The organism is Pseudomonadales bacterium (genome assembly GCA_024234215.1).
Classification (GTDB): Bacteria; Pseudomonadota; Gammaproteobacteria; order Pseudomonadales; family UBA5862; genus JACKOQ01.
Genome location: JACKOQ010000005.1, coordinates 66,549 through 93,097 on the forward strand (window position 1 = coordinate 66,549; position 26,549 = coordinate 93,097).

Below are 26,549 nucleotides of genomic sequence, written 5' to 3' on the forward strand. Positions count from 1 at the left end.
ATCACTGCCGGGCGGCCCGGCACTCAGTCGGTGCCGAGCACCCGCACCAGCAACTCGAAGTAGATCTGCGCCAACTGCGCCAGATCAGCCACCGCCACCTGCTCGTCGACCTTGTGGATGGTGGCGTTGATCGGGCCCAGTTCGACCACCTGGGCACCGGTCAGCGCAATGAAACGGCCATCGGAAGTGCCCCCCGAGGTGGAGAGTTGCGGCGCCTGACCCGTCACCGTCTGCACTGCCGCGCTGACGGCATCGAGAAATGGACCCTCACCGGTCAGGAATGGCAGACCGTTGCGCACCCAATCGATCTTGAAGTGGTGAGCATGCCTGGCCAGCACCGCTTCGACCTGCTGTTCGAGCTGTTCGGCGGTCACCTCGGTGGAGTAGCGAAAGTTGATCACCGCCTCGGCCGTGCCGGGGATGACGTTGGTGACGCCGGTGCCGCCGCTGATGTTGGAGATCTGAAAGCTGGTGGGCGGAAAGAAGGCATTGCCCCGGTCCCACTCGATTGCGCTCAGCTCGGCCAAGGCCCGTGCCAGCGGCTGAATCGGATTGTCGGCCAATTGCGGGTAGGCAATGTGGCCCTGCTTGCCGATCACCTTGATCCAGCCATTGAGTGAACCGCGTCGGCCATTCTTGACCACGTCACCCAGACGCTGGTCACTCGAAGGCTCGCCCACCAGCGCGAAGTCGATCCGTTCCTCACGCGCCATCAGGGTTTCGACCACCCGCACCGTGCCATCGACCGATGGCCCCTCTTCGTCGCTGGTGAGCAGAAAGGCAATCGAGCCACGGTGCTGCGGATGGTGCGCAACAAAGGCTTCGCAGGCGGTCACCATCGCGGACAGACTGCCCTTCATGTCCGCTGCACCACGGCCGCGCAGGATGCCATCGACCAGAGTCGGCACGAAGGGCGGGCTGCTCCAGGCTTCGACCGGCCCGGTTGGCACCACATCGGTGTGGCCGGCAAACAGCAGCAGCGGTGCAGTGCTGCCACGCCGCGCCCACAGGTTCTCCACTTCGCCAAACGGCAGTGGTTCCAGCCGAAAGCCGATCTGCGCCAACCGCTCACCGATCAGTTGCTGGCAACCGGCATCGCGCGGCGTGACCGATGGGCAGCGCATCAATTCCATGGCCAGTTCGAGGGTGGCAATCGGGTCGGGCATCGCTGTCGATCTCTTGAAGCTTTGAAGCCGGGCATGATACCCAATCTCCGGACCCTTGAAGTGCCGCCATCGGGCATTCATGGGATAATGGCGCGCCTTCGTCATGAAGGCTTTTTCTCTACCGGAGGCCGATGCGCTGTGTTGGCCTCTGCGCAACAGGTAACAAAAGAAGGTAATTCAGGATGAGTAACATTCGTTTCGATGGCCGGGTGGCCGTGGTCACTGGCGCCGGCAATGGTCTGGGGCGCAGCCATGCACGGCTGCTGGCGGCCCGGGGTGCTAAGGTGGTGGTCAATGATCTGGGCGGCGATATCTTCGGCAGCGGCAATGACAAGCGTGCCGCCGACCTGGTGGTCGATGAAATCAAGGCCGCCGGTGGCGAAGCCGTCGCCAACTACAACTCGGTCGAGGATGGCGACAAGATCATCGAAACCGCCGTCAATGCCTTTGGTCGTGTCGACATCGTCATCAACAACGCCGGCATTCTGCGCGACAAGAGCTTCGCCAAGATGACCGAAGAGGATTGGGAGCTGATCTATCGCGTCCATGTGCTTGGCGCCTTCCGCGTGCTGAAGGCCGCCTGGCCGATCATGCGTGAGCAGGCCTATGGCCGCATCGTCAACACCGTCTCCGCCGCCGGCATCTATGGCAATTTCGGACAGGTGAACTACTCGATGGCCAAATTGGGCCTGCATGGCATGACCCAGAGCCTGGCGCAGGAGGGTGCATCGAAGAACATCGTCGTCAACTCGATCGCTCCGATCGCCGGATCGCGCCTGACCGCGACCGTGATGCCGCCGCAACTGCTCGAAGCGCTCAAGCCCGAGTGCGTCAGCCCGCTGGTGGCCTATCTGTGCAGTGAAACCAACAAGGACAGCGGTGGGCTCTATGAAGTCGGCGCCGGCTGGATCGGCAAGCTGCGCTGGGAGCGCACCCAGGGGGTCGAATTCTCCAGCAGCGGCACCTTCACCCCGGATGATGTGGCCAGCAAGTGGGCCGAACTGGGTGATTTCACCAACTCGACTCATCCGACCAACACCCAGGAGTCGATGGCGCCAGCCATGAAGCTGGCGGGTCTGGGCTGAGATCAGGGTCTGCGCGATCGCCCCACTGTGCGGGGCGATCGTTCATTCTACCGGTGGAATTTCGCGTTGCCGCTGTGCCCGCTCCGCCGCTTCCAGGGTTTGCAGAATCAGCGTATTGATCGTCATCGGACCCACGCCACCGGGCACCGGCGTGTAGGCCATCACCCGCGACTTGACGCCCTCCAGGTCGACATCACCCATGCCGCCCGGATGGTAGCCCGCATCGACCACCACGGCACCCTCTTTCACCCAGTCGGCACGAATGAAGGCCGGAATACCCACTGCCCCGACGATCAGATCGGCCCGCCGCAGATGGTCGGCGAGATCGACGGTTCTGGAGTGGCAGACCGTCACCGTGCAATGGGCATTGAGCAGCATCAGCGCCATCGGTTTGCCGAGGATCGGGCTGCGACCAACCACCACCGCATGCTTGCCGATCAATGGAATCTGATAGTGTGCCAGCAACCGCATGATGCCCGCCGGCGTGGCCGCGCCGTAAGCCGCCTCGCCCATCGCCATGCGACCAAAACCGAGACAGGTGACGCCATCGACATCTTTTTCGGCAGCAATGGCATCGAAGCAGCGCCGTTCATCGATCTGCGCCGGCACCGGATGCTGCAACAGAATGCCATGGACATCAGGATCACGGTTGAGCCGATCGATCTCGGCCAGCAGCTGTTCGGTGGTGGTCGATGCCGGCAGTTCGATGGCATGTGATTTCATGCCCACCCGTCGACAGGCATTGCCCTTCATGCGCACATAGGTTGCCGAGGCCGGGTCATCACCGACCAGCAGGGTGGCCAAGATCGGCGTGGCACCGCCTGACGCCGATTCGAGCCGGATCACCCGCTGGGCAATCTGCCGTTCGCAACTCTGAGCCAGTGATTTGCCATCGAGCAGCATCGCACTCATCGATTTGGATTTCCGTTGTTGAATTTGTCGAAGTGGTCAAGAACCCGCCATGGTGGGTTGTGCTATATCTATTGCATTGCATCGCCATGAGGCGTCATTTTATCGCAGTCCATCCACGGAGAGCGCGCTTGACCCCCAGTCTGGACGCCGAACAGCAGCTGCCACCCTCTGCAGGGGTCACGCTCTCATCCAGTTTTGCGCTGCTTTATCAGGGGCTGCATGAGACGTTGGTCGAGTCGGTGAAGGAGGCGCGGTCGCTGGTCGAGGAGAGTTGCCACCAGCCACGCTCGATCGCCACCCTGAGCCAACTGCTGCACCAGATCGGCGGCGCACTGCGGTTGGCGGAGCTGAAGGGCGCCATCGAGCTGGTGGATGAAATCGATGCAGTTGTCTGTGCTGCCAACAGCGAAGGGTTCGATTCACAACGGGCCACACTGCTGCTCGATGCCCTCGATACCCTGCTGCGCTACCTGGACTGCCTGCATGCAGGGCGCAAACCACTGCCGGCACTGCTGCTGAATGCGATCAACCGGGTGCGTGTCGCCAGCCGGCGCCCGCCGCTGCCGGATTCATGCTTCGATCTCGGTCACTTTAGACCGAGTCACCCCTTGCCAGAATTTGGTGTCGCCAAAACCCAGCCGATCGACAGCCAGAAACGGCTGCGCCAACTCTATCAGGTCGGGTTGACCAACCTGTTGCGGGAACAGAATGTCGAACAGAGTCTCGGCTGGATGGCGCATGCCCTCGACCGACTGGCGCCAGGAGGGAGCAATCCATGGCGCACCACCCTGTGGCGACTCGGCAATACACTTTTGCGACGCTTCGCTCTCGACAAGAGGGTGCCGGATGACGGGGGAAAACGGCTGTTCAGCGCACTGGACCGGCAGATCCGTCTGCAGATCGAGCAGAGCGACGAGACAGCGCTCATCGAGACATTGCGTGCATTGATCACCGAATTCGTCTATCTGCTGCGGCTCGATCGCAGCAGTGACGATGCGATCGACCAGTGGTTGACGCTGATCGCCGCCCCCGAGCTCGACCACAGTGAACGTGACCTGCTGGTCGGTCGGCTCCATCTCGATGGCGAAGACCAGCGCACGCTGGATGCCGTGTGCGGTTCGCTGCTCAACGAGCTGCAAAGCCTGCGCCGCTACCTCGAAGGGCTGGCGATCGCTGCGCCTTTCCGGCGCGAGGTGGTGAGCAGTTTCGTTGATCAGTTCCGGGAGCTGAATGGCGCATTGCATGCCGGCAATCTCCGCGTCCCGGTTGAAGAAGGTCTGCGACTGCAACAGGCGCTGCTGGAGTGGCTCGAATCGGGGACGGATGCGCCGCCCACCGAGGCGCAACTCAAGCAGGTCGCTGAACAGGTCGTCGCGCTCGAACAGCGGTTGATCGGGTTTCGCCATGACGATTCCGCCGCTGGTCAGCAGCCCCCGCTGCTGCGTGAAGCGAGGCAGGCATTGGCGCAGGAGGCCCAGGCCAATCTGGCGATCTGCAAGCAGGCCATCGAGAGCTATCTGAGCAGCAGGGAGCGCCTGCATCTGGCCAATCTGGCCGAGGTGCTCGACAGTGTCAGGGGCGCTGCGCTCTTTCTCGAACGCAGCGAATTGATCGAACTGATCGAGCGGGTGTTGCGGTTCATCACCCTGCTTCCGGCGCGCGATGGAGAGAATCTGCTTGCCGAGGTCGAAGCCCTGGCCGACATCCTGGTCATTCTGGAGTTCCTGTTCGGTACACCCGTCGATCAACCATTGGATGCCGCACTGCTGCAACTGGCCCGGGTGACGGCCATGACGCTGTCATGACTGTTCGCCAATTGCTCGCCGGATCGATCTGAGTTAACTTGCCAGAAAATGCAGGGTTGATTGCATCGACCCTGTGGCTTTTCATCACAATAAAACGATCGCGAGGAGCTTTCATGGCCGTTGCACTGAGAAAAGGGCAAGAACATGTGGTTGGCAAGCCACCCACTGCCGCACTGCCAACCCTGGCCTTTGGGCTTGGCTGGGATGTCAAACAGAGCTTCTCCAAAGGCGTCTTGGGCATTGGTGCCGGAAAGAGAAAGCGCGCGGTCGATCTCGATGCCTCCTGCCTGCTGTTCGATGGCAACAAGGAGTTGGTCGACCAGGTCTGGTTCCAGCAGTACCAGAGCGAAGGCGGCGCGGTCGTCCATTCGGGTGACAACCAGTCAGGCAGTGCTCCCGGGGCGGACGAGATCATCCATGTCAACCTCTCCAAGCTGCCGGACAAGGTGCAGACACTGGTCTTCACGGTCACCTGCTTCAGCGAACTCAGTTTCGACAAGGTCGACAACGCCTTCATCTCACTGGTCGATACGGTCACCCGTGCCGAAGAGGCGCGTTTTGATCTGGCGGTAGAGGGCGGCCAACACACTGCACTGGTGATCGGCAAGCTGACCCGCCGTGGCAGTGACTGGGTCTTCACCGCCCTCGGTGTCGAGGGCGAGGGACACACCTTCGTCAAGCTGCTGCCGCTGATCAAGACCCTGATCTGACGCAGTCGCACAAGGCGGCCCAGCAACGCGGGGCCGCCTTGTCACTGCCGACACGGGTTTGCGGGCTCACCAGGCGCCTCCGATCCATTGATCCAGCCGATCAGATCAGCTTCGGTTCTGAAACCCTCGAACTGAGCGCCCCACTGACGGCACCGCAGAATCCTTCACCCATGCTCAGATTGCTGATCCAGAAGAGTCTGGCCGTTGTGCTGCTTCTGCCGATCGGCTGGTTCGTCTACCGCTTTCCACTGCTGCGTCCTGAACTTGCGCTCCTCTATGGCAGCTATCTGCTGCTGCTGCACAGATATCCGCGTGCCTGGCTGCTGGTGGTTCCTGCGTTGTTGCCGCTGCTCTGCCTTGCGCCTTGGAGTGGCCGGCTCTTTTTCGATGAATTCGATGCCTTGGTGCTGGCCACGCTGGCCGGGATTCTGCTCGTGGGGCAAAGAGCGCCCGTCAGGGTCGGCTGGCCACCGCTGAGGGTTCTGCTTCTGCTGAGCCTGTTTCTGCTGCTCTTCATTTTCGGTGTCCTGCGTGGACTTTGGCCCCCCCCATCGCTGGACCACAACAGTACAGCGAATTACTACAGCCCGCTCAACAGCCTGCGCAGCGGCAAGGGCTTCTTGTGGGCGTTGCTGCTGGCGTGGCTGTGGCGCTGGCAGAGCGGTTTTGACCGCGCCTCACGGCTGCTGTTTCTGCGTGGCACGACCTTGGGCGGAATGGGTGTGCTGCTGGTGGTACTGTGGGAGCGCGGTGTACTGGAAAATCTGTTTTTCTACCAGAATCACTGGGCACTGCTGGGCAGTCTGCTCGATTTCCATACCACCAGTCGCGCCACCGCGCTGTTCTTCGACATGCATGTGGGCGGTGCCGCCATCGATGGCTATCTGCTCTGCGCCTTGCCGCTGGTGGCGATTCACATTCTCCATGAATCGCGAGCGCTGCCGAGGGCCGTGGCGGCGATGGCCTTCTTCGGACTGCTCTACGTGGCTCTGGTGACCTTCTCGCGTGGGCTCTATCTGGGAGTGCTCACCCTATTCGTGGTGGCGGGCCTCTGGATCGCCAGCCATGCCGGATCGCGCTATCCGCGCATCCAGTTTCCACTCACCTTTCTCTGCCTGCTGCTGTTGCTGCTGACGAGCATGCTCTTGCAGCGTCATGGTGGCTTTCTGGCGACCTGTGCCGCACTGGCGGCATTTTCGGGTGCGGCCCTGCTGTGGGGACAATCGGCCCGTTTGCACTGGATGGTCGGACTTGCACTGTCTGGCCTGATTCTGGGCAGCGCCACGGCACTCATCGTCCACGCCATGCTGACCAGCAAATGGGTCAGCAATACGCCGATGTTCGCCTGGACGATGGCAGCGGCAGCGACCACGATCGTGGTCATTCTCGGGGCCGTTCTGATGCAGCGCTGGAAGCCATATCTCTCGGCGCCACGGCAATTCTCCCTGCTGCTTGCAGTCAGCCTGACGCTGGCATTGATGGTACCGTCGATCTTCGGCTATCGGATGGAGAGCCGTTTCTCTTCATCGCTGGATGATCTGTCTGAACGCATCCAGCATGTGCGCACTTCGCTCGGCCTGATGGGCAACGATGTTCTGACTCGACTGCTGGGCGTCGGGGTCGGGCGGTTTCCAGCCTCCTACTACTGGCAGGAGGAGATTGCCAACCAGAAGGCCGTCGGCACCTTCTGGTTTCAACACGAAACGGGACACGAAAACTATCTGACCTTTGCCGGGGCCCACGATCTGCGGCTTGGTCAGGCCATCGACATGAAGCCGGCAGAGCGCTATCTGCTCAGTCTCGATGTCAGAACGGCCGACCCCGAGGCTGCGCTGTCACTGCGCATCTGCCACCGCAGGCTGATCGAGCCCTCCGAGTACAATCCGCTCTGCTGGGACAGGGGCGAAATCGTCAAGGGCACACCCGGGCAGTGGCAACACCTGCAGTTCACGGTCGACAACGAGTTTCTCGGCAGCTGGCGCAATCAGATCAAGGCACCGCTGTTCCTGCTGTTCAGCAACCGGCGTGAATACCGTTTCAATTTGATTCCGCAGACCTTTCTCGACATCGACAACCTCTCGCTGAAGGATGCATCGGGCCGGGAACTGCTCAGCAATGGCGATTTCGAGCGCGGCATCGACCGCTGGTTCGGCTTCTACGACTTCAACCACCAGCATTGGCACATCGAGAGCCTGCTGCCGCATCTCTACTTCGAACTGGGTGGGATCGGGGTGGGTCTGTTCGGCCTGCTGATGATGGTCTCGATCATCCGCGCCAGCAGGTTGGTCGGGGCAGGGGAGCTGTTCCACGCCGCACCGATGCTGTCGCTGTGCGGAGTGCTGAGTGCCGGGATCTTCAACGGCATGATCGACGCGCCGCGGGTACAACTACTGATCTATCTGCTGCTGCTGTTGCCGTTGCTGCAACCTGGACGCTTCATGGTGCCGGCTCGGCCGGAAGGGCAGGCGCAACCGTCATGAGGTGAATGGCTGCCCGGTGATCTCTGCTCACCGGGCAGCCCGTGATGGCATCAGGCAGTGGCGGCTGCGCTGGGGCGCTGCTTCATGCGCTCATACCAAGCCAGCAACTGGGTGCAGCCCGGATCGATGTTCTGTCCGACGCCACGACCGAAGTCGATGAAGGCAAAGAGCATCAGGTCAGCCAGCGTCAGCCGCTTGCCGCAGACGAACTCCTTGCCGGCCATCTGGCCATCCAGCCATTTGAGTCCATCCTGGGCCACGGCTTTCAGCCCCGGTGCCGCTTCGGGGATGATCCGCATCCGCGACTCGAACAATCTGGCCCCTTCGGCAAAGCGAAAACCGCTGCCCAGCGGTTCACAGATCTTCAGGTCGATGCGGCGGGTCCACATGCGGGTTTCGGCGCGCTCCTGGGCGCTGCTGCCGATCAGTGCCGGTTGCGGTTGCAGCTCTTCGAGATATTCGCAGATGGCCACGGTTTCGCTGATGACAGTGCCATCGTCCAGTTCGAGTGCCGGCAGTTGACCTGCCGGATTCTTGTTCAAAAAGGGCTCCTTGCGGTTCTCTCCGGCCAACAGATCGACCGGCACGGTCTCAATGTTGAGCCCTTTTTCGGCCATGAACAGTCGGACCAGCCGCGGATTTGGACCCATCGACGAGTAGAGTTTCATCTTCATCTTCTCCTGTTATTGTGATTCTCGGCAGGTGGATTGTTGCCGATAGCCCATTCGGCCACAAGTCGGCAGTCAACTGCGGTGGCCATGGGGTCATGGTCGCATCACTGCAGAAATCAGCTCTTCTCATGCATCAAAAAAACGCTCAACTCAATGTTTTATAGAGTTATTGAGTTGTCATCTTCGTTGATGGCGGCGAAACAGCGGCTGCGGGTCATCGCTGGCGCCCTGATAGGGGGCAGTGAAGTCATCAAAGGCGGCCAGCGCACTGTCGGGATCGAGGCTCTCTGGAAGAACCAGTGAGTCAAAGCCGCAACGACCGAGAAAATAGATCTGGTCCAGCCCGATATCACCCAGGGCGCGCAGTTCGCCGGAATAGCGGTAGTGGTCGCGCAGCAGACGGGCATAGGAGTAGCCGCGCCCATCGGTGAAGGTCGGAAAGTGGATCGCAATCAAGGCGAAGTGGGGCAGGTCGGCGGCAATCAGCTCGGGCGGCTGATCGCAACCGAGCCAGATGCCCAGTGGCGAACCACGCTCCAGCAGCGCCTGCCGTTGCGTCTGCCAGCATTCGAGCGAAACGATCAGCTGACCCTGTGCCGGTACGGCATCGCCATCACGCAGCAGTTGCCACTGATCCTGGCAGAGCGCTCGATGCTTAATGACTGGCTGGGCCATAGACCTGCTCCTTGAAGGGTTCAAGACCGACGCGGCGGTAGGTGTCGATGAACTTCTCACCCGTCGTGCGCTGTTCGACATAGACCTTGACGATCTTCTCGATGACGTCAGGGATCTGCTGCTGCGAGAAAGAGGGGCCCATCACGTCGCCGAGCGCCGCCTCTTCGCCTTCGCCAGCGGAGCCGCCGAGTGAAATCTGATAGTACTCCGCCCCTTTTTTGTCGACACCGAGAATGCCGATGTGACCGACATGGTGGTGGCCGCAGGCATTCATGCAGCCGGAGATGTTCAGATCGATCCGGCCCAGTGCATAGAGCTGCTCGATGTCGTCGAAACGGCGCTGGATCGCTTCGGCGATCGGAATCGACTTGGCGTTGGCCAGCGAGCAGAAGTCGCCGCCGGGGCAGCAGATGATGTCGTTCAGCGTGCCGATGTTGGGGGTGGCCAGATGCAGCGCCTCGAGCTGCTGCCAGAGCTGTTCGAGTTCGCTCTGGCGCACGTCGGCGAGAATCAGGTTCTGTTCGTGGCTGACGCGCAGCTCGCCGAAGCTGAAGCGGTCGGCCAGGTCGGCCACCGCCTCCATCTGCCAATCATCGAGGTCGCCCGGTGCAATGCCGGTCCGTTTAAGCGACAGCGTCACCGCCGCATAGCCGGGCTGCTTGTGCGGCATGACATTGTGCTCCAGCCAGCGGCCGAAAGCCGGCTGGCGAGCTGCCAGGGCCGCCAGCTCGGCACTGCGATCGGCCAGCGCTGCATAGGCTGGCGGAGTGAAGAAGCCCTGCACCCGCTCGATCTCCTCGCGCGTCAGCGTGATGGCGCCGTCGCGCAGCCCGTTCCACTGCGCCTCGACCAGGCGGGTGAACTCCTCGGCGCCGAGTGCCTTGACCAGAATCTTGATGCGCGCCTTGTACTTGTTGTCGCGCCGTCCCAGCATGTTGTAGACCCGCAGGATGGCTTCGAGGTAGCCCAGCAGATGCCGTTCCGGCAGCTGATCGCGAATCAGCGTGCCGATGACCGGCGTGCGGCCAAGGCCACCACCGACCCAGATCTGACAAACCACCTCGCCCTGCGCATTGCGATCGAGCTGCACGCCGATGTCATGCACCGCGATGGCGGCGCGGTCGGATTTCGCGCCATTGACCGCAATCTTGAACTTGCGCGGCAGGTAGGCGAATTCGGGGTGGAAGGTGGACCACTGCCGGATCAGCTCACAGTAGGGACGCGGATCGACGACCTCGTCGGGCGCGATGCCGGCGAACTGGTCGCTGGTGACATTGCGGATGCAGTTGCCGCTGGTCTGGATCGCATGCATCTGCACCGTGGCCAGTTCGGCCAGAATATCGGGCACATCCTCGAGTTCGGGCCAGTTGAGTTGCAGATTCTGCCGGGTGGTGAAGTGGCCATAGCCCTTGTCGTAGTGGCGGCAGATGGTGGCCAGCTTGCGCAACTGGGTCGAGCTGAGCAGACCGTAGGGGATGGCGATGCGCAACATCGGCGCCACCCGCTGGATGTAAAGCCCGTTCTGCAGCCGCAGCGGGCGGAACTGGTCGTCGTTCAATGCGCCATCGAGGTAGCGTTCGGTCTGGCGACGGAACTGGCGAACCCGCTCGTTCACCAGTTGCTGATCATAGTGGTCGTAGATGTACATGGTGCAAGATTCAGCAGGTCGATCGGATCGGTGTTTTCTTCTAGCCCAAAAGCAAGCCCGCAAGGATAACAGGGAAGGCGCCCCGGCAAAAACGCCATTTCGGTGGGGAGATCACCCGCCACAGCAGGCTGACCTGCTGCAGCGGGCATGACACAATATCGGCGCGCTGAACCGAGTGAACTGGCAAGGGAAACCTGCACCAGCTCGAGCACAAGGCGTGTTACCCCCATCAATTCACTGGACAATGAACCGGAGTCGACATGAGTCAGATCACATGGAGCGATGAGCATCACGCCTTTCGTGCAGCATTCGCCAAGTTTCTCGATACCGAGGCCGTGCCCTACCACGCCGAGTGGGAAAAAAAAGGGCAGGTCGACCGTGCCATCTGGACCAAGGCGGGTCAGAACGGCTTTCTCTGCTACACCCTGCCCGAGCAGTATGGCGGCTCCGGGGTCGACTTCCGCTATACGCTGATCGCGGTCGAAGAGGTGTCGCGCCGTTCACTCTCCGGCCTCGGCTTTGGTGTGCACTCCGACATCGTCGCGCCCTACATCCTCAAGCACAGCATCAGTGAAGAGCAGAAGATGCGCTACCTGCCCAAGCTGGCCAGCGGCGAGATGGTCGGCGCCATTGCCATGACCGAACCGGGTGCCGGTTCCGATCTGCAGAGCATCCGCACCACGGCGATCCTCGATGGTGACCACTACGTGGTGAATGGCTCCAAGACCTTCATCACCAACGGCCAGCACTGCGACCTGCTGATCCTGGTCTGCAAGACCGACCCCACGCTGGGCGCCAAGGGCGTCAGCCTGCTGCTGGTCGAAGCCAACACCCCCGGCTTCGTCAAGGGACGCAACCTCGACAAGATCGGCATGAAGGCGCAGGACACTTCGGAACTCTTCTTCCAGGACATGCGGGTGCCCAAGGAGAACCTGCTGGGTGAAGCCGGCAAGGGGTTCGGCTACCTGATGACCGAACTGCCGCAAGAGCGGCTCACCATCGGTGCCGGCGCCATCTCCTCGGCCGAGGTGGCCCTGGAGCGGACGCTGGAATACACCAAGGAGCGCAAGGTGTTCGGCAAGTCGGTCGCCGACTTCCAGTACAACCGCTTCAAACTGGCGGAGATGGCCACCGAGATCACCATCGGCCGCAGCTTTCTCAACCACTGCATCGAACTGCACGTCAACCGGCAGCTGGACGCCGTGACCGCCGCCAAGCTCAAGTGGTGGAGCACCGAACTGCAGAACCGCGTCATCGACCAGTGCCTGCAGATGCATGGCGGTTTCGGCTACATGTGGGAGTTCCCGATTGCCCGGCAGTTTGCCGATTCACGGGTGTCGCGCATCTATGGCGGCAGCAACGAGGTGATGAAGGAGATCATCGCCCGCACCCTTTGATGCCGAAGTGCCCCGCATGGAGCACCGTCCATGCGGGGCCCGCTGACCGACGACCCGAGGTGAAGTGAGATGAGCGACAACCCCCTGCAACAGCTGCGTGCACTGGGCCAGAGCCCCTGGTTCGACTACATCCGCCGCGAACTGATCACCTCCGGTGAGCTGGCACGACTGATCGAAAGCTCGGCCCTGGGCGGCATCACCTCCAACCCATCGATCTTCGAGGAGGCGATCACCCGGCACCATGACTATGACGCAGCCATCGCGGCCCGACTGCGCGAGCCGGTCACCGCCGAGCAGCTCTACCATGCGCTGGTGGTCGAGGATGTTTCGCTGGCGGCAGCGGCCTTCCTGCCGCTCTATCGGCAGACGGCGGCGGCCGATGGCTATGTCAGCCTCGAAGTTTCACCCCATCTGGCCCATGACAGCACGGCAACCCTGCAACAGGCGCGGCAGCTCTGGCATGAGATCGACGCACCCAATCTGATGATCAAGGTGCCCGCCACCCGAGCCGGGCTGCCGGCCATTCGCCAGTTGATTGCCGAAGGCATCAACGTCAATGTCACGCTGCTGTTCGGTCTGGAGCGCTATCGGGCGGTGCTCGACGCCTTCACCGCCGGCCTCGAACAGCGCCAGCAGCAGGGGTTGCCGCTGACCGGCGTCGCCTCGGCGGCCAGCTTCTTCATCAGTCGCATCGACACGCTGGTCGATCCACAACTCGACCGGCTGGCCGCCAGCGAACCCGAGGCGACGCAGTGGCGTGGAGAGAGCGCCATTGCGCTGGCCCGACTGGCCTACCGCCACTACCAGCAGTGGCGGAATTCCCCCCGCTGGCAGCGGCTGGCCGCCGCCGGTGCGCAACCACAACGGCTGCTGTGGGCCTCCACCTCGACCAAGGATCCGGCCTATGCCGACATCAAATATGTCGAGGCGCTGATTGGCCCGGAGACCGTCAACACCCTGCCGCCGGCGACCTTGGCCGCCTACCGCGACCATGGCCAGCCGGCCGTTCGCATCGATCAGGATGAACCGCCGGCGCAAGCGTTGGTGGCGGCGCTGACGCGACTCGGCATCGATCTGGAGCAGGTGGCGGAGCAACTGGAGCAGGAGGGGGTGCTCAAGTTCGTCGAGGCCCACGACCGCCTGCTGGCGGCACTGGCGGCGCGCTGCGGCGGGTGATGATGTTTTCTGCCATTGGGGCGCGATATGAGGCATCCCATTGCTGGCCATATCGTGTTGGCTCGAAGGATGGTCCAGAGCATCCGACGTGCTGCTGGAGTTTTCACCAAAATTTTGCATCGAGCCTTGCCGCCCCATTCCACACGTGGATGTGTTGCCAGGCATTTCATGGAGTATGGCTGGCGCGATGAACACTCGCGGCATGGCGTGCGCAGCCGTAGTCTGTCTTCAATTCTGCACGACCCGTTTTCAGCTCGTCCGATGTTCATGCAGTCGACGGAACTCATCCACGGCACGCCAACGGCGACAAGACCAGGCCGACATCTCGATCGACGGACAAGAGAGTCACTACACAGCTTGGCACACATGAGCATTGCCATTCACGGCATCGATTCAGGTCAGATCGTCCAGGATGGCAGCTTCCATAACGACCATCGCCCGGATAGACCGACTGCATCCTCGCAAACCCACCGCTCAAGGAGATGACAGCGTGATCATCACAGAGAATCAGCTCGACGAGTGGGTCCGCGGCAACGCGAAAGACGCTCAGGGGGTAATAGTTGAGCTTGTCTAGCGTTTGGTCGCGGCTTCGTCTCCCCAGCCCAAAGAGCGCCGGTTTCCGCTAGGCGACAGCATCGGTCAGCACGGACCTGACGGACTCTTGCATGTAGATCTAGCGTTCGATCCATTCGTACCTGAGGGCCGCTCTTTTTGGGAGATAGGAGCCGGGCTAAAGGCGGCGGATAAGGCTACGGCCGACTACAGCAAACTCTTTTCAACATTGCCCGAAGCGGTCCGGCTCGAGTCCACCTTCGTGTTCATAACGCCATTGTCTGGTCGGAGAGACTGGCCGCACACTTAGAAAGAAGATGCGCAGGGCGCGTGGCTTGAAGAGCGTCGCGCAAAGCGCGAGTGGCGAGATGTTCGAGTGATCGATGGAACGAAGCTGGTCGACTGGCTTCATCAGTTTCCGCCAGTCGAGCTTTGGCTTGGGCAGACGATTGGGTTGCCGGTTCAACAACTTGAGACACCAGAGCAGCGTTGGAATTTGGTGAGCAGTATCGGTGAACCGCCGCCGCTAACCCCACAGCTGTTTCTGTCGGGTCGGGAAGATGCGTGCGCAAAACTCAAGGAGATGGTTTCAGGGACATTGGTTCAACTTAAGCTCGCTACGCACTTTCCTGATCAAGTAGTCGACTTCGTCTCTGCGTACCTAGCCGCTCTGGACGACGAGACTCGCGCAGATGTTGCCGGCCGCTGGCTTGTCGTTTCTGGTGCCGACGCGTGGAACGCGATGGCATCCCAGAGAGAAAAGCTCGTATTGATTGCCGACTCGACGCTCGATCTGAGCGGTGACGCTGGCACGAAGCTAATCCAAAAGGCCCGGAGATCCGGTCATGCTGTGATTTTTGGAGGGGCTGCTGGAGGCATACCTGACCCGGCAAGCGCGCCGCTGCGAGCACCTCGAACGCATCAGGTGCAACAGGCGTTGGAACAGGCGGGATACAGCGAAGAGCGAGCCCGCACTTTGGCGCAGAAGCAGGGAGAATCGGGGACACAGGAGAATCGGGGACAGGCCACGGTTTCCCGGGCATGGGCAGGCATGGGCAGGGGCAGTCCCCCCATTTTTATTGGCTTCCAGAAGTAGAGTTATGCGGCCATGGCCAGCCGCTGTTTTGGGGTGATCCCGCCCAAGGCCATGTTGGGGCGCTCGTGATTGTAGAGCCGGAGCCAGTTGGTCGCGTAATCCTCGACCTCGGCGATCGACTCGAATAGGTGGTGGCCGAGCCAGTCGTAACGCACGATGCTATTGGCATCGGCCTTCTCAAGCCGCTCGGAAAGCGGCATCCTGTCTTGGTCATCGGCGAACAACGCTTTTACTGTTACACCATTTCGCGGGACGCGGCCATAACCGATGAAAAAAAGCCCGCACTCCAGCAGCCAGCACGCAGTGCCGCGCTGGGAACACTTCGAGCACATGGCCGACATCGGTCTGCGTGGCTACGGCAGCAGTCTGGCGCAATCTTTCGAGCAGATCGCGCTGGCGCTGACCGCGGTGATCACCACGCCAGAGCAGGTGCGACCGCTGCACGCGGTGTCGATCCTCTGCCGGGCCCCGGATCCGGAGCTGCTGCTCGTCGACTGGCTCAACGCACTGATTTTTGAGATGGCGAGCCAGCAGATGCTGTTCGCGCGCTTCGAGGTGCGGATCGACGGTGACCGGCTGGCGGCGACGGCCTGGGGTGAAGCGGTCGACCGTGCTCGCCACCAGCCGGCGGTCGAGGTCAAGGGCGCGACGCTGACGGCACTGGCGGTGCGTGAGCAGCCGCCCGGCCTCTGGGCGGCGCAGTGCGTGGTCGATGTCTGAAGCGCGAGCCTTACGGCCGCTGCTGCTCTTCGGTGCGGATTTCGTTGGCGACCAGGCTGACGATGTCGCTGAGCGAGGTCGAGATCAGGTCGAGCAGATCATCGACCGCCAGAATGCCGCTCAGACTGCCGCGGGCGTCAATGACCGGAAGGCGGCGAACGCCGAGCCGGCGCATGCGCTGCAATGTGTCGAGCACGCTGTCATCCTCCCAGGCGGTTTCGAGCGGGCTGCGCATGATGTCCTCGAGCGTCAACTGCTCGATGGGCACATCCTGGGCGAGCACCTCGATGACCAGATCGCGGTCGGTGACGATGCCGACCGGCTGCCGCCGGCCATCATTCTCATCGACGATGACGAGGCTGCCGACATGGTGCTGACGCATCAGCCGTGCCGCCTCGCTGATGCCAGTCTGGCGTGGAATGGCGACGACTTCACGATGACAATATTCACCGACAAGCATGACACTCCCTCCTTCGACCCCTGATGGTGATGGTGCCATTCTGGCAAAGTGGGGCCATAAGCCCTTGACCTGCATCAGCCAGTTGCCGGATGGCTGATGCTGAATAGAGCACAGTGCGGCAGTGGAGGCAATGATGGAACTGCAAGGTTTCGAGCGAATCAACGACACCGCCTGGCGTCTGCCGGCACGTGACGGCATGCGGGTGCCGGCGGTGATCTACGCCAGCGAAGCACTGCTGCAGGCGATGGATGACAAGGTCGGCGAGCAGTTGTGCAATGTCGCCCGGCTGCCCGGCATCGTGCAGGCGGCCTATGCGATGCCGGACGCGCACTGGGGCTATGGTTTTCCGATCGGCGGGGTCGCGGCTTTTGATCCGCGGCAGGGTGGCGTGGTCTCGGCTGGTGGTGTCGGCTTCGACATCTCCTGCGGCGTGCGGCTGCTGCTGACTGGCTTGCCAGTGAGCAGCGTGCTCGCGCAGCAGAGCGCACTGGCCGATCGGCTCTATCAGACGATACCGGCCGGGCTTGGCAGCACCGGGCAGATCAGGCTCGATGCCCAAGGCATGGAGGCGATGCTGCGCGGCGGCGCGCACTGGGCGGTCGAGCAGGGCTACGGCGGCACCGAGGATCTGCAACGGATCGAGCAGCATGGCTGCATGGCGGATGCGGCGCCGGAGTGTGTCTCCGATCGCGCCAAGCATCGGCAGCGTGACGAGATCGGCACGCTCGGTTCCGGCAACCACTATCTCGAGGTGCAGCGTGTCGCCGGGATTGTCGATGCCGACCTCGCCGCAGCCTTTGGCCTGCGCCTGGATGAGGTCGTCGTCAGCATCCACTGCGGTTCACGCGGACTCGGCCATCAGATCGGCACCGAATTCCTGCGGGAGATGGTCGAGGCGGCACCGCGTCACGGCATCACGCTGCCGGACCGCGAGCTGGCCTGTGCGCCCATCCTCTCGGATCTGGGCCAGCGCTATCTCGGTGCGATGCGCGCGGCGATCAACTGCGCGCTGGCCAACCGCCAGATCCTCACCCACCTGACCCGTGGCGTGTTCGGCCAGCTGTTCGAGGGCTCAACGCTGCCGCTGCTCTATGACGTCTCGCACAACACCTGCAAGCTCGAGACGCACCAGATCGATGGGGCGGCCTGTGAGCTCCATGTGCATCGCAAGGGGGCGACACGCGCGTTCGGCCCGGGGCATCCCGAGTTGCCGCCGGAGCTGCGCGATGCCGGCCAGCCGGTGCTGATCGGCGGCAGCATGGGCACGGCCTCCTATGTACTCGCTGGCTGTGAAGAAAGCATGCAGCGCGCCTTGGGTTCGGCCTGTCACGGTGCCGGCCGCGCGATGAGCCGCAATGCGGCGACACGGCGCTGGCGCGGACGTGCAGTGCAGGATGAGCTGGCCGCGCGCGGCATTCTGATCCGCAGTCCATCACCGCGCGGCATCGCCGAAGAGGCGCCCGGGGCCTACAAGGATGTCACTGCCGTGGTGCAGGCAGCCGACAGCGCGGGTCTGGCCCGCTGCGTGGCGCGGCTGGAACCACTGGTCTGCATCAAGGGATAGTCGACCGCGGTATGCGCATCCAGCTCGATCGCGGCTCACCGGTCAGCCGTGGCTGCTGCACGCAATGCCAGGCGCATCTGCTTTTCGACTTCGATGATGACAAAGAACAGCACACCGATGGCCACGATCAACATCCCGTCGGTGAACAGCACCGGCTGGGTGCCGAATATGCGCTGCAGCGACGGCAGGTAGGTGATGGCGAACTGCGCCGCAGCCACCAGGACCACGCAGGCCCAGACCACCGGCGTACCCCGCGCCGCAGCCCAGGTCAGCGAGCTGCCGTGAAGGTTGCGGATAAAGAACAGATGAAAGATCTCCAGCACCACCAGCGTGTTGAGCGCCAGGGTCTGGGCAAGCGGCACTGGATAGCCACGGGTCATTGCATAGTGTTGAATGCCGAAAACGGCCGCGAGAAACAGCACCGCAATCAGCACGATGTGCCAGATCAACTCGCCGGTCAGCAGCGGCTGGTCACGCGGGCGTGGTGGCCGGCGCATGGTGCCGGGCTCGCTCGGTTCGAAGGCGAGCGCCAGGCCCAGCGTGATGGCGGTGATGAGGTTGATCCAGAGGATCTGCACCGCCGTGATCGGCAACGTCAGCCCGGCGAGCAGCGCCAGCACGATGGTCGCCGCCTCACCGGCGTTGGTCGGCAGCGTCCAGCTGATCACTTTTTTGATGTTGTCGTAGACGGTACGGCCCTCACGCACGGCGGCGGCGATGGTGGCGAAGTTGTCGTCGGCCAGCACCAATTCGGCCGCCTCCCGGGCCGCTGCGCTGCCTTTCTGGCCCATGGCGATGCCGGCATCGGCGCGTTTGAGGGCGGGGGCGTCGTTGACGCCGTCGCCGGTCATGGCCACGGTCAGCCCGCGCGTCTGCAGCGCGGTGACCAGGCGCAGCTTGTGTTCCGGCGAGGTGCGGGCGAAGACGTCGGTCTCGACTGCGGCAGCGGCCAGCGCGGTGTCGTCCAGACCATCCAGCTCGGCGCCGGTCAGCACCCGCTCGCTGTTGCGCAGGCCGATCTGGGCGGCGATGGCCCGCGCCGTGGCGGCGTGGTCGCCGGTGATCATCTTCACCCGGATGCCGGCGGCATGGCACTCGGCCACCGCTGCAATCGCCTCTGGCCGGGGCGGGTCGATCAGCCCGACCAGGCCGACCAGTGTCAGCCGCCCTTCGAGGTCGATGGTGTTGAGCACGGTGTGCGCCTGGGGCAGGGTACGCACGGCCAGTGCCAGCACCCGCTGGCCGGCGCCGGCCAGCCGTTCGACCTGCGCGTGCCAGTGGCCGGTATCGAGCGCCGCCGGGTGACCATCGGCGCCGAGCTGATCAGCGCAGAGCGCCAGCACCGCTTCGGGAGCGCCCTTCACATCGATGCGGGCGCGGCCTTCGTGGTCGTGCACCAGCACCGCCATGTAGCGGTGAGCGGCATCGAAGGGGATGGCGTCGGTGCGGGTCCAGTCGGCGAACGGCCGGGCACCCTCGCCGCTGAGTTTGCCGGCCAGTGCCAGCAGTGCGGCCTCCATCGGATCGCCCTCGGCGCGCCAGCCATCACTGGATTGGTGCAGCGCCGCATCGTTGCACAGCGCCATGATGCGGGCAGCCTCGAGCAGCACCGGATGCTCGCTCGCCAGCACCGCGGATTGCCCCCGCGACACCGTCCCCTCGGGTGCATAGCCGTCGCCGTCGACCTCGTAGAGCTGCCCGGCAGCGGCCACTGCGGTGGCCACCATCTCGTTGCGAGTCAGCGTGCCGGTCTTGTCCGAGCAGATCACCGACACCGAACCGAGTGTCTCGATCGCCGGCAGGCGGCGCACGATGGCATGGCGCCGCGCCATCGCCCGCACACCGACCGCCAGGGTGATGGTGAGCACCGCCGGCAGACCCTCGGGGATGGCTGCGACCGACAGGCCGACCACCACCATGAACAGTTCGGCAAAGGGCAGGTGACCGACGAAATGGCCGTACACCAGCAGGCTGGCCGCCAGCAGCAGGATGAACAGCGTCAGCCAGCTCGCGAAAGCGTCCATCTGCTGCACCAGCGGCGTAGTCAGGGTCTCGACCGTGGAGAGCAGGCCGCTGATGCGGCCGATCTCGGTGTGGGTGCCGGTTGCGACCACGATGCCGCGGCCGATCCCGGCGGCGACCAAGGTGCCGCCGAACAGCATCGAGCTGCGATCGCCGAGCGCGGCCTCTGGTGCGCACGGCGCGCTGCCCTTGTCCACCGGTACGGATTCTCCGGTGAGAATCGCTTCTTCCACCCTCAAGCCCCGCGCTTCGAGCAGACGCAGATCGGCCGGCACCCGATCACCGGCCTCCACCAGCACGATATCGCCCGGCACCAGTTCGCTGGCATCGAGGCTCTGGCGTCGGCCGTCGCGCAGCACCGCCGCGCGCGGCGCCAGCATGTCGCGGATCGCCGCCATCGCCTGCTCTGCGCGGCCCTCCTGAACAAAGCCGATGACGGCATTGATCACCACCACCGCGAGGATCACACCGGTGTCCACCCAGTGCGCCAGCAGCGCGGTGACCACCGCGGCGCCCAGCAGCACATGGATCAATACGTTGTTGAAGTGTGCCAGAAAGCGCAGCAGCGGGTGACGCCGGGGCGGCGCCGGCAGGCGGTTGGAGCCGTGCTGCGCGCGACGCTGCTCGGCGTCAGTGTTGTCCAGACCCGCCGCGGTGGTTTGCCAATGTGCGAGCACCTGCGCGGCAGTCAGGGCGTGGCAGGGTGGTCCTTCATCGGGAGTCATCATCGGCTGCTCCTTGGTCGCGGGGCGATTGGGCTGTCCTCGATCCGGTTCAGGGTATCGGCTGCTGCTCGGTTTCGATCGGTGGAATCTCGATGCGCTCCTCCAGCCTGGCACCGCTCAGCAGTTCGACCGCGCGGTCGGCAGCGTCCTGGAAGGGTTCGATCACCAGATCGGCCCCCATCGCCAGCAGGGTTTCGCTCTCTTCGCCGCTGTGGGAGGTGACCGCGATGCGCCCAGCGAAGCCGGCACTGCGTGCCAGTTGGATCAGGATGATTCGCGTGTCGTCGTGGGTGAGGCCGGCGGCATGGTTCGGCGTGGTGGAGACCAGCCACTGGGCCTCGGCCAGCGGCAGGTCGGCAATCAGTTCAGAATCGGTTGCATCACCGTAGCGGGTGTCGATGCCAAAACCGTTGCAGCGTCGAACCGCCTGCGGATTGAAGTCGATGCCCAGCACGGGCAGGTCGTGCCGATGCAGGCGCATTGCGATCGCCGCGCCAAAGCGCCCCAGACCGAAAATGATCACCGAAGGCGGGTTGTGCAACTGACTGGCCGGCTGCGTCCGCTCACGAATGGTTTCCAGACGCTCGAAGGGGGCGAGCAGCGGTTCGCACCAGGCGTAGAGCTGGTGGGAGTAGGTGATCATGTAGGTGGAAAGGGCGATGGTCACCAGCCCGACCAGGGTCACCAAGCCGAATGTCTCCTGTTCGATGTGGCCGAGCGTGACCCCCATGGCGACGAAGATCAATGAGAACTCGCTGATCTGGGCCATGGCGATGCCGGCAAGAGCGCCGGTGCGTTTGCGATAGCCCATGGCGCCCATGATGATGAGTACGATCAGTGGCTTGCCAAGCAGCACGAACAGCGAAAAGAGGAGCGCTTCGGTCAGATGTGCGCCGAGCAGCGAGAGGTCGAGCCTGGCGCCCAGTGAGATGAAGAAGAACAGCAGCAGAAAATCGCGCAGCGGTGCCAGACGTGCCGCCATGGTTTCTCGATAGGGGGTCGAGGCCAATGAGATGCCTGCCAGCAGGCCACCCACCTCCTTGCCGAGCCCGACGAAATCGCCGATCGCCGCGAAGATCGCGGTCTGGGCGATGGCGAAGATCACCAGCAGTTCCGGCGCGTGCGCGAGCCACTCGGTCAGCGGGGTGGCGACATGGCGCACGAACAGTGCCACCAGTGCCACCAGCGCCAGCCCGGAGAGCAGCACGCTGATGACATCGCCCCCGCCATGGCCTTCGACGGCGCCGATGCCGATCGCCGACACTGCGATCATCGCCGCGATCACCACCAGATCCTGCACGATCAGAAAACCGAGCGCGATCTGGCCATGCAGCGCGTCGATTTCGCGTTTGTCGGAGAGCAGCTTGACGATGATGATGGTCGACGAGAACGCCAGCGCCAGCGCCACATAGAGACTGGTGATCGGATCGAACCCCAGGCCGAGCCCGATCAGATAACCCAAGCCCAGGGTGAAGATCACCTGGCCCAGGCCGGTCAGCAGGGCCACTGGTCCCAGGGAGCGCATCAGCTTGGTGTCGAGCTTGATGCCGACCAGAAACAGCAGCATGGCGATGCCAAGTTCGGCGAGCAGGTCGATCTGCGCATCCGAATGCACCACATCCAGCCCCGAGGGGCCTGCGATCAGACCAACGGCAATGAAGCTGACGATCAGCGGCTGGCGTAGCGCGGCGCCCAGCATCCCGATGCCGGCGGCCAGCGCCAACAGGGTGGCAATCTCACCAAATGTCGTATGAATGATGACCTCCGCAGGCATGGCATGCACTGGCGTCGCAGTGCCTGTTTCTCGTCATCGAAACCCGACTCCGCCCTTTTTTCTTTCGAAACTGCAAAACAGCACATTGCGCCGCGCTGCCAACAACCTGATCTATTATGCACTCTTGCGCGAGCCTGCATCCGGCCTCGGCGACACCCCTGAATGAGACGAACCCCATGTGCTTTTCCGCCTCGGCAAGCTTTCTGGTCGGCGCCTCGCTGCTCGTGGTGGGTGCGACCACTCTGAACAAGGTGTCGCGCCGGGTCGAATTGCCCTTTGCCTCGATCCCCCTGCTGTTCGGGGTGCAGCAACTGATGGAAGGTGGCATCTGGCTCGGCCTGCAATTCGATGCACCCCCTGCAACCCAGCTGCTGACACTGCTCTACTCGCTGTTCTCTCATCTGCTGTGGCCGATCTACGTGCCCCTGGCAATGCTGTTGCTGGAGCCTGAACCGGCGCGCCGCAAAATCAATCTCGCATTCGTTTGGGCCGGTGTGGCGGCCGCCCTCTACCTGCTCTACGTCCTGATCCGGTTTCCGCTGCAGGCCAAGCTGGTGGGTGGACATATCTTGTACGGCTCGTTTCACGACTACGCACTGCTCCCCATGGGCGCCTACCTGGTGGCAACCTGTGTCAGCCTGCTGTTTTCGACCCACCGGATGGTGGAAGTGCTCGGTTTCGTGCTGCTGCTCTCCTGCATCGCCGCCTATCTGTTCTACAGGCTCTGGTTCATCTCGGTCTGGTGTTTCTTTGCCGCGATCTTGAGCGCGATGGTCTACCTCTATTTCCACCGTCGTGGGGCCCGCGCTGCACAGGAGCTGGGGCAGGGCGCATGAGGTGGCCCATCAGGCAATGGCCCGCACCACGCCGCCATCGACCCGCAGTGCCGCACCGGTGGTGCCCGACGCCAGAGCACTGCAAAGGTAGGTGATCATGGCCGCGACTTCATCAGGCGTGGTGAAGCGTTGCAGCACCGAAGAGGGGCGGGCGCTCCTGAAGAACTCCCGCTCGGCGGTGGCGGCGTCGATGCCATGGCTCTTGATCATCTGATCGATGAAACGGGTCACCCCTTCGGAGGCGGTGGGCCCGGGCAGCACACTGTTGACGGTGACGCCAGTGCCGGTGAGGGTCTCGGCCAAGCCGCGCGAGACCGCCAGCTGTGCGGTCTTGGTCATGCCGTAATGGATGGTTTCGGTTGGAATCTGCAACGCCGACTCGCTGGAGACGAAGATGATCCGGCCCCAGTTGCGCGCTCGCATGCCGCCGACATAGTGTCGGGCCAGACGAACGCCACTCATCACATTGGTCTGAAAAAAGCGCAGCCAATCCTCATCGCCGATCTGCTCGAAGGGCTTGGGCTCGAAAATGCCGAGGTTGTTGACCAGCAGGTCGACCTCGGGCAGTTGCTCGATCATTCGCTGACAACCCTCGGCACTGCTGAGGTCGGCGGCAATGCCGCTGACGCTGGCCGCTGGGAACTCGGCGCGCAGCTGCGCCAGTGCAGCATCGACCCGCGCCTGCGTCCGGCCATTGAGGGTCACCTGCGCACCCTCGCGCAGCAGTGACCGTGCGGTGGCGAAGCCGATGCCGGCGGTCGAGCCAGTCACCAAGGCCTGCTTTGCAGTCAATCCAAGCTCCATGTCCCATCTCCTGTCTGTTGTTGCCATATTGCCGATTGCTCAGGCGCGCCGGCAGTCCTGCAGGCGCACCGTTCGACTCAGCCGAACTGGTAATCATCCGGGTTGAGGGTGCGGGTGCGGCGCCAGAACTCCAGCAGGGTATAGGGCCAGTTCTGCGTCACCCGCCCCTGGCTGTTCTTGTACCAGCTCTGCACCCTGGGTGAACCCCAGGCCATCTGCTGGTTGCCGGCGTCGATCCAGTCGTTGTAGGCATCATGCACCGACTGCTTGCACTCGATCGTGCGCTGGTTCCGTTCGAGCAGCTGCTGCAACGCCAGCATGATGTAGCGCATCTCGCTCTCGGAGAAGAAGATGATGCTGCCGTTGACGACGATGTTGGTGTTGGGGCCATAGAGGCAGAAGAGGTTGGGGTAGCCTGGCACCGTGATGCCGAGGTAGGCGTGTGGATCGTCATTCCACTGCTGTTGCAGTTCGACGCCGCCACGCCCGATGATCTGCATCGGCCACAGCAGGCGGCTGGCCTTGAAGCCGGTGCCATAAATGATGACGTCCACCGCACGATGCTGGCCATCACGGGTGGTCAGGCCGGTTTCGGTGATTTCACCGATGCCATCGGTGAAGAGCTGGACATTGTCGCGCTTGAGCGCGCGAATCCAGGTGCCATTGTCCACGCACATCCGCTTGCCGGCTGGTGGATAGTCAGGAATCACCTTCGCCAGCAGTGCCGGGTCATCGCCGACCATCTGGGTGAGGTAATGGGTCAGCATCTGTCGCAGTTGATCGTGCTCCGCGCTGACCGAATTGGGGTGGCCATGCCAGTCCGGGTCGCACTTGACCGCCTTCAGCAGCCCTTCGGAGGTCTGCCAGAACATCAGAAAGCGAAACCACTTGGTATAGAAGGGCAGGTTGTTGAGCAGCCAGTGCTTTCCTTCCGGGATGTGATCATGGTAGTTGTCGCGCGGACTGAGCCAGGGTGGCGTGCGTTGAAAGATCAGCACCTCGCTGGCCGTCCTGGCGATTTCGGGCACGAACTGAAAGGCGCTGGCGCCGGTGCCGATGACCGCGATGCGCTTGCCGCGCAGATCATGCTGGTGCTGCCACTGCGCTGAATGGAACGCGATGCCCTTGAAGCGATCACGGCCCTCGATGTCAGGAAATTTGGGGCGGTTGAGCTGGCCGACTGCGCTGATGATGGCGTTGAACTCCAGCGTCCGCGGGCCCGCGTCGCGGCTGTTTAGATGCAGCCTCCAGATCTTGCTGGTTTCGTCGAACTCGGCCGACACCACCTCGGTGTTGAAGTGGATGGCGTCCCGAATGCCGTACTCGGTCGCGCAGCGGTCGAAGTAGTCCCGCAGCACGGCCTGCGACGAGAAGTATTGCGGCCAGTCGTTGGGGGCAAAGGAGTAGGAGTAGCTGTGATTGGGGCTGTCGACCCGGCAGCCGGGGTAGGTGTTTTCGTACCAGGTGCCGCCGACATCGCCATTTTTCTCGAAGATGACGTAGGGAATTCCCGCCTCTTTCAGTCGGATGCCCGCCAGAATGCCCGACATGCCGGCGCCGATGACCGCCACCTTGAACTGGCTCTTGAGCCTCTGGGGCAGGGCATTGATGCCGGCCTGGCTGTAGGGATCCTCGCCGTTGAGTGCCAGTTCGCTCATCAGAAACTGAACATAGTCGGGCGAGATCTCCTGACCGATCAGGTAGTGCATCATCTCGCGGACACTGTTTTCGTCAGGAACCGGCGGCAGCCTGCTGCCGGCATCGCGGTAGGCGGTGATGATCTCGAAGGCCATCGCTCGCGCCTTCGCCTGCTGTTCGGGCGCAATGCCGCTTTGCGGATCACGAAAGATGTTGTTGTTGGGTTGAATGTCGCCGCGCAGGATGGCGGTGCTGCCAGTCAGATGCGCCAGCGCGGCCATCAGGGCAGGGATGTTGGCCTCTTCGAGTGCCGCCTTGATGGTGGCATCATCCGCCGTGATGGCCGGCCATTCGTTGAAGCTCATCTTCGCCATTGCGTTGTACCTCCGGGAGTTCTGTGAATGATCTTCGACTATGGTAATGAAGAAGGGTCATGCTACCGCTTTTTGCTTGGCACTTTGAATGCGCGCTCCATCAAGGAGCGACAGGGCAGGGCGCCGAGATGGCCAATGCGCGCACATGGAAAAAATAAATATATCGATGTTTAACAAATAATTGAAAGACAGATCAAAAGTTTTGCATTAGAATTTGATCAAGGTTTCGGGTAATGTTTCTGGCTGTCTGATCGGGAGC

20 protein-coding genes and 1 pseudogene are annotated in these 26,549 nt (G+C 62.7%); 10 read left to right on the forward strand and 11 right to left on the reverse strand.

Translation table 11 applies throughout. The features are described from left to right. Positions 1–23: 23 nt before the first annotated feature. Entirely contained in the window at positions 24–1,166 is a 1,143-nt protein-coding gene (gene dapE, locus H7A13_09870) for a succinyl-diaminopimelate desuccinylase (GenBank protein MCP5333642.1), read from the reverse strand. A gap of 182 nt (positions 1,167–1,348) precedes the next feature. Between dapE and H7A13_09875 the strand changes: the two genes are divergently transcribed. After that, positions 1,349–2,251, forward strand: coding sequence for an SDR family oxidoreductase (locus H7A13_09875; protein ID MCP5333643.1), 903 nt, complete (start codon positions 1,349–1,351; stop codon positions 2,249–2,251). Between the two features lie 42 nt (positions 2,252–2,293). Here the strand turns inward: H7A13_09875 and folD are convergent, their stop codons facing one another. After that, positions 2,294–3,163, reverse strand: a complete 870-nt coding sequence (gene folD, locus H7A13_09880; protein ID MCP5333644.1) for a bifunctional methylenetetrahydrofolate dehydrogenase/methenyltetrahydrofolate cyclohydrolase FolD — start codon at positions 3,161–3,163, stop codon at positions 2,294–2,296. Positions 3,164–3,291: 128 nt separating this feature from the next. Between folD and H7A13_09885 the strand changes: the two genes are divergently transcribed. The 3 genes from H7A13_09885 (at position 3,292) to H7A13_09895 (ending at position 8,158) form a co-directional block, all read left to right on the forward strand. Next, positions 3,292–4,968, forward strand: a complete 1,677-nt coding sequence (locus H7A13_09885; GenBank protein MCP5333645.1) for a hypothetical protein — start codon at positions 3,292–3,294, stop codon at positions 4,966–4,968. Between the two features lie 113 nt (positions 4,969–5,081). Then, a complete protein-coding gene (locus H7A13_09890; protein MCP5333646.1) occupies positions 5,082–5,678 on the forward strand; it encodes a TerD family protein in 597 nt (198 codons plus the stop codon). A gap of 170 nt (positions 5,679–5,848) precedes the next feature. Next, positions 5,849–8,158 (forward strand): hypothetical protein, encoded by a 2,310-nt coding sequence (locus H7A13_09895; GenBank protein MCP5333647.1) that lies wholly within the window; start codon positions 5,849–5,851, stop codon positions 8,156–8,158. A gap of 50 nt (positions 8,159–8,208) precedes the next feature. On the opposite strand, the gene H7A13_09900 is transcribed toward H7A13_09895, so the two are convergent. The 3 genes from H7A13_09900 to H7A13_09910 all read right to left on the reverse strand — a co-directional run bounded on the left by H7A13_09900 (position 8,209) and on the right by H7A13_09910 (position 11,152). Then, positions 8,209–8,826 carry a glutathione S-transferase family protein gene (locus H7A13_09900; GenBank protein ID MCP5333648.1) on the reverse strand — a complete coding sequence of 206 codons (618 nt, stop codon included), beginning with the start codon at positions 8,824–8,826 and terminating at the stop codon, positions 8,209–8,211. A 180-nt stretch (positions 8,827–9,006) separates the two neighbouring features. Further along, positions 9,007–9,504, reverse strand: coding sequence for a DUF934 domain-containing protein (locus H7A13_09905; GenBank protein MCP5333649.1), 498 nt, complete (start codon positions 9,502–9,504; stop codon positions 9,007–9,009). Beyond that, positions 9,485–11,152, reverse strand: a complete 1,668-nt coding sequence (locus tag H7A13_09910; protein MCP5333650.1) for a nitrite/sulfite reductase — start codon at positions 11,150–11,152, stop codon at positions 9,485–9,487. Before H7A13_09910 ends, H7A13_09905 begins: the two co-directional genes overlap by 20 nt. 260 nt (positions 11,153–11,412) lie before the next feature. On the opposite strand from H7A13_09910, the gene H7A13_09915 reads away from it, so the two are divergent. The 3 genes from H7A13_09915 to H7A13_09925 all read left to right on the forward strand — a co-directional run bounded on the left by H7A13_09915 (position 11,413) and on the right by H7A13_09925 (position 15,373). After that, positions 11,413–12,549, forward strand: a complete 1,137-nt coding sequence (locus tag H7A13_09915; protein MCP5333651.1) for an acyl-CoA dehydrogenase family protein — start codon at positions 11,413–11,415, stop codon at positions 12,547–12,549. A gap of 69 nt (positions 12,550–12,618) precedes the next feature. Further along, positions 12,619–13,725: a transaldolase gene (tal, locus tag H7A13_09920; protein MCP5333652.1), complete on the forward strand. Its 1,107-nt coding sequence runs from the start codon at positions 12,619–12,621 to the stop codon at positions 13,723–13,725. A 928-nt stretch (positions 13,726–14,653) separates the two neighbouring features. Further along, complete coding sequence (locus tag H7A13_09925; protein MCP5333653.1) at positions 14,654–15,373, forward strand: hypothetical protein; 720 nt, start codon at positions 14,654–14,656, stop codon at positions 15,371–15,373. A gap of 2 nt (positions 15,374–15,375) precedes the next feature. Here the strand turns inward: H7A13_09925 and H7A13_09930 are convergent. Beyond that, a pseudogene (locus H7A13_09930) lies at positions 15,376–15,528 on the reverse strand (transposase). A 112-nt stretch (positions 15,529–15,640) separates the two neighbouring features. Between H7A13_09930 and H7A13_09935 the strand changes: the two are divergent. Next, positions 15,641–16,093 carry an archease gene (locus H7A13_09935; protein MCP5333654.1) on the forward strand — a complete coding sequence of 151 codons (453 nt, stop codon included), beginning with the start codon at positions 15,641–15,643 and terminating at the stop codon, positions 16,091–16,093. 10 nt (positions 16,094–16,103) lie between these two features. Here H7A13_09935 and H7A13_09940 read toward each other — a convergent pair whose 3' ends face one another. Next, positions 16,104–16,553 carry a CBS domain-containing protein gene (locus tag H7A13_09940; GenBank protein MCP5333655.1) on the reverse strand — a complete coding sequence of 150 codons (450 nt, stop codon included), beginning with the start codon at positions 16,551–16,553 and terminating at the stop codon, positions 16,104–16,106. 133 nt (positions 16,554–16,686) lie between these two features. On the opposite strand from H7A13_09940, the gene H7A13_09945 reads away from it, so the two are divergent. Continuing rightward, positions 16,687–18,117 (forward strand): RtcB family protein, encoded by a 1,431-nt coding sequence (locus tag H7A13_09945; GenBank protein ID MCP5333656.1) that lies wholly within the window; start codon positions 16,687–16,689, stop codon positions 18,115–18,117. 35 nt (positions 18,118–18,152) lie between these two features. On the opposite strand, the gene H7A13_09950 is transcribed toward H7A13_09945, so the two are convergent. Both H7A13_09950 and H7A13_09955 read right to left on the reverse strand, forming a co-directional pair. After that, positions 18,153–20,867 carry an HAD-IC family P-type ATPase gene (locus tag H7A13_09950; protein MCP5333657.1) on the reverse strand — a complete coding sequence of 905 codons (2,715 nt, stop codon included), beginning with the start codon at positions 20,865–20,867 and terminating at the stop codon, positions 18,153–18,155. A gap of 46 nt (positions 20,868–20,913) precedes the next feature. Then, positions 20,914–22,638, reverse strand: a complete 1,725-nt coding sequence (locus H7A13_09955) for a cation:proton antiporter (protein MCP5333658.1) — start codon at positions 22,636–22,638, stop codon at positions 20,914–20,916. Positions 22,639–22,814: 176 nt separating this feature from the next. Here H7A13_09955 and H7A13_09960 point away from each other — a divergent pair, with 176 nt between their 5' ends. Continuing rightward, the gene (locus H7A13_09960) at positions 22,815–23,474 is read left to right on the forward strand and encodes a hypothetical protein (protein MCP5333659.1); all 660 of its coding nucleotides are present in this window, start codon (positions 22,815–22,817) and stop codon (positions 23,472–23,474) included. Positions 23,475–23,483: 9 nt separating this feature from the next. On the opposite strand, the gene H7A13_09965 is transcribed toward H7A13_09960, so the two are convergent. Continuing rightward, on the reverse strand, positions 23,484–24,278 hold the full coding sequence (locus H7A13_09965; protein MCP5333660.1) for an SDR family oxidoreductase: 795 nt from the start codon (positions 24,276–24,278) through the stop codon (positions 23,484–23,486). Between the two features lie 77 nt (positions 24,279–24,355). Next, entirely contained in the window at positions 24,356–26,290 is a 1,935-nt protein-coding gene (locus H7A13_09970; protein MCP5333661.1) for an NAD(P)/FAD-dependent oxidoreductase, read from the reverse strand. Positions 26,291–26,549 lie beyond the last annotated feature (259 nt).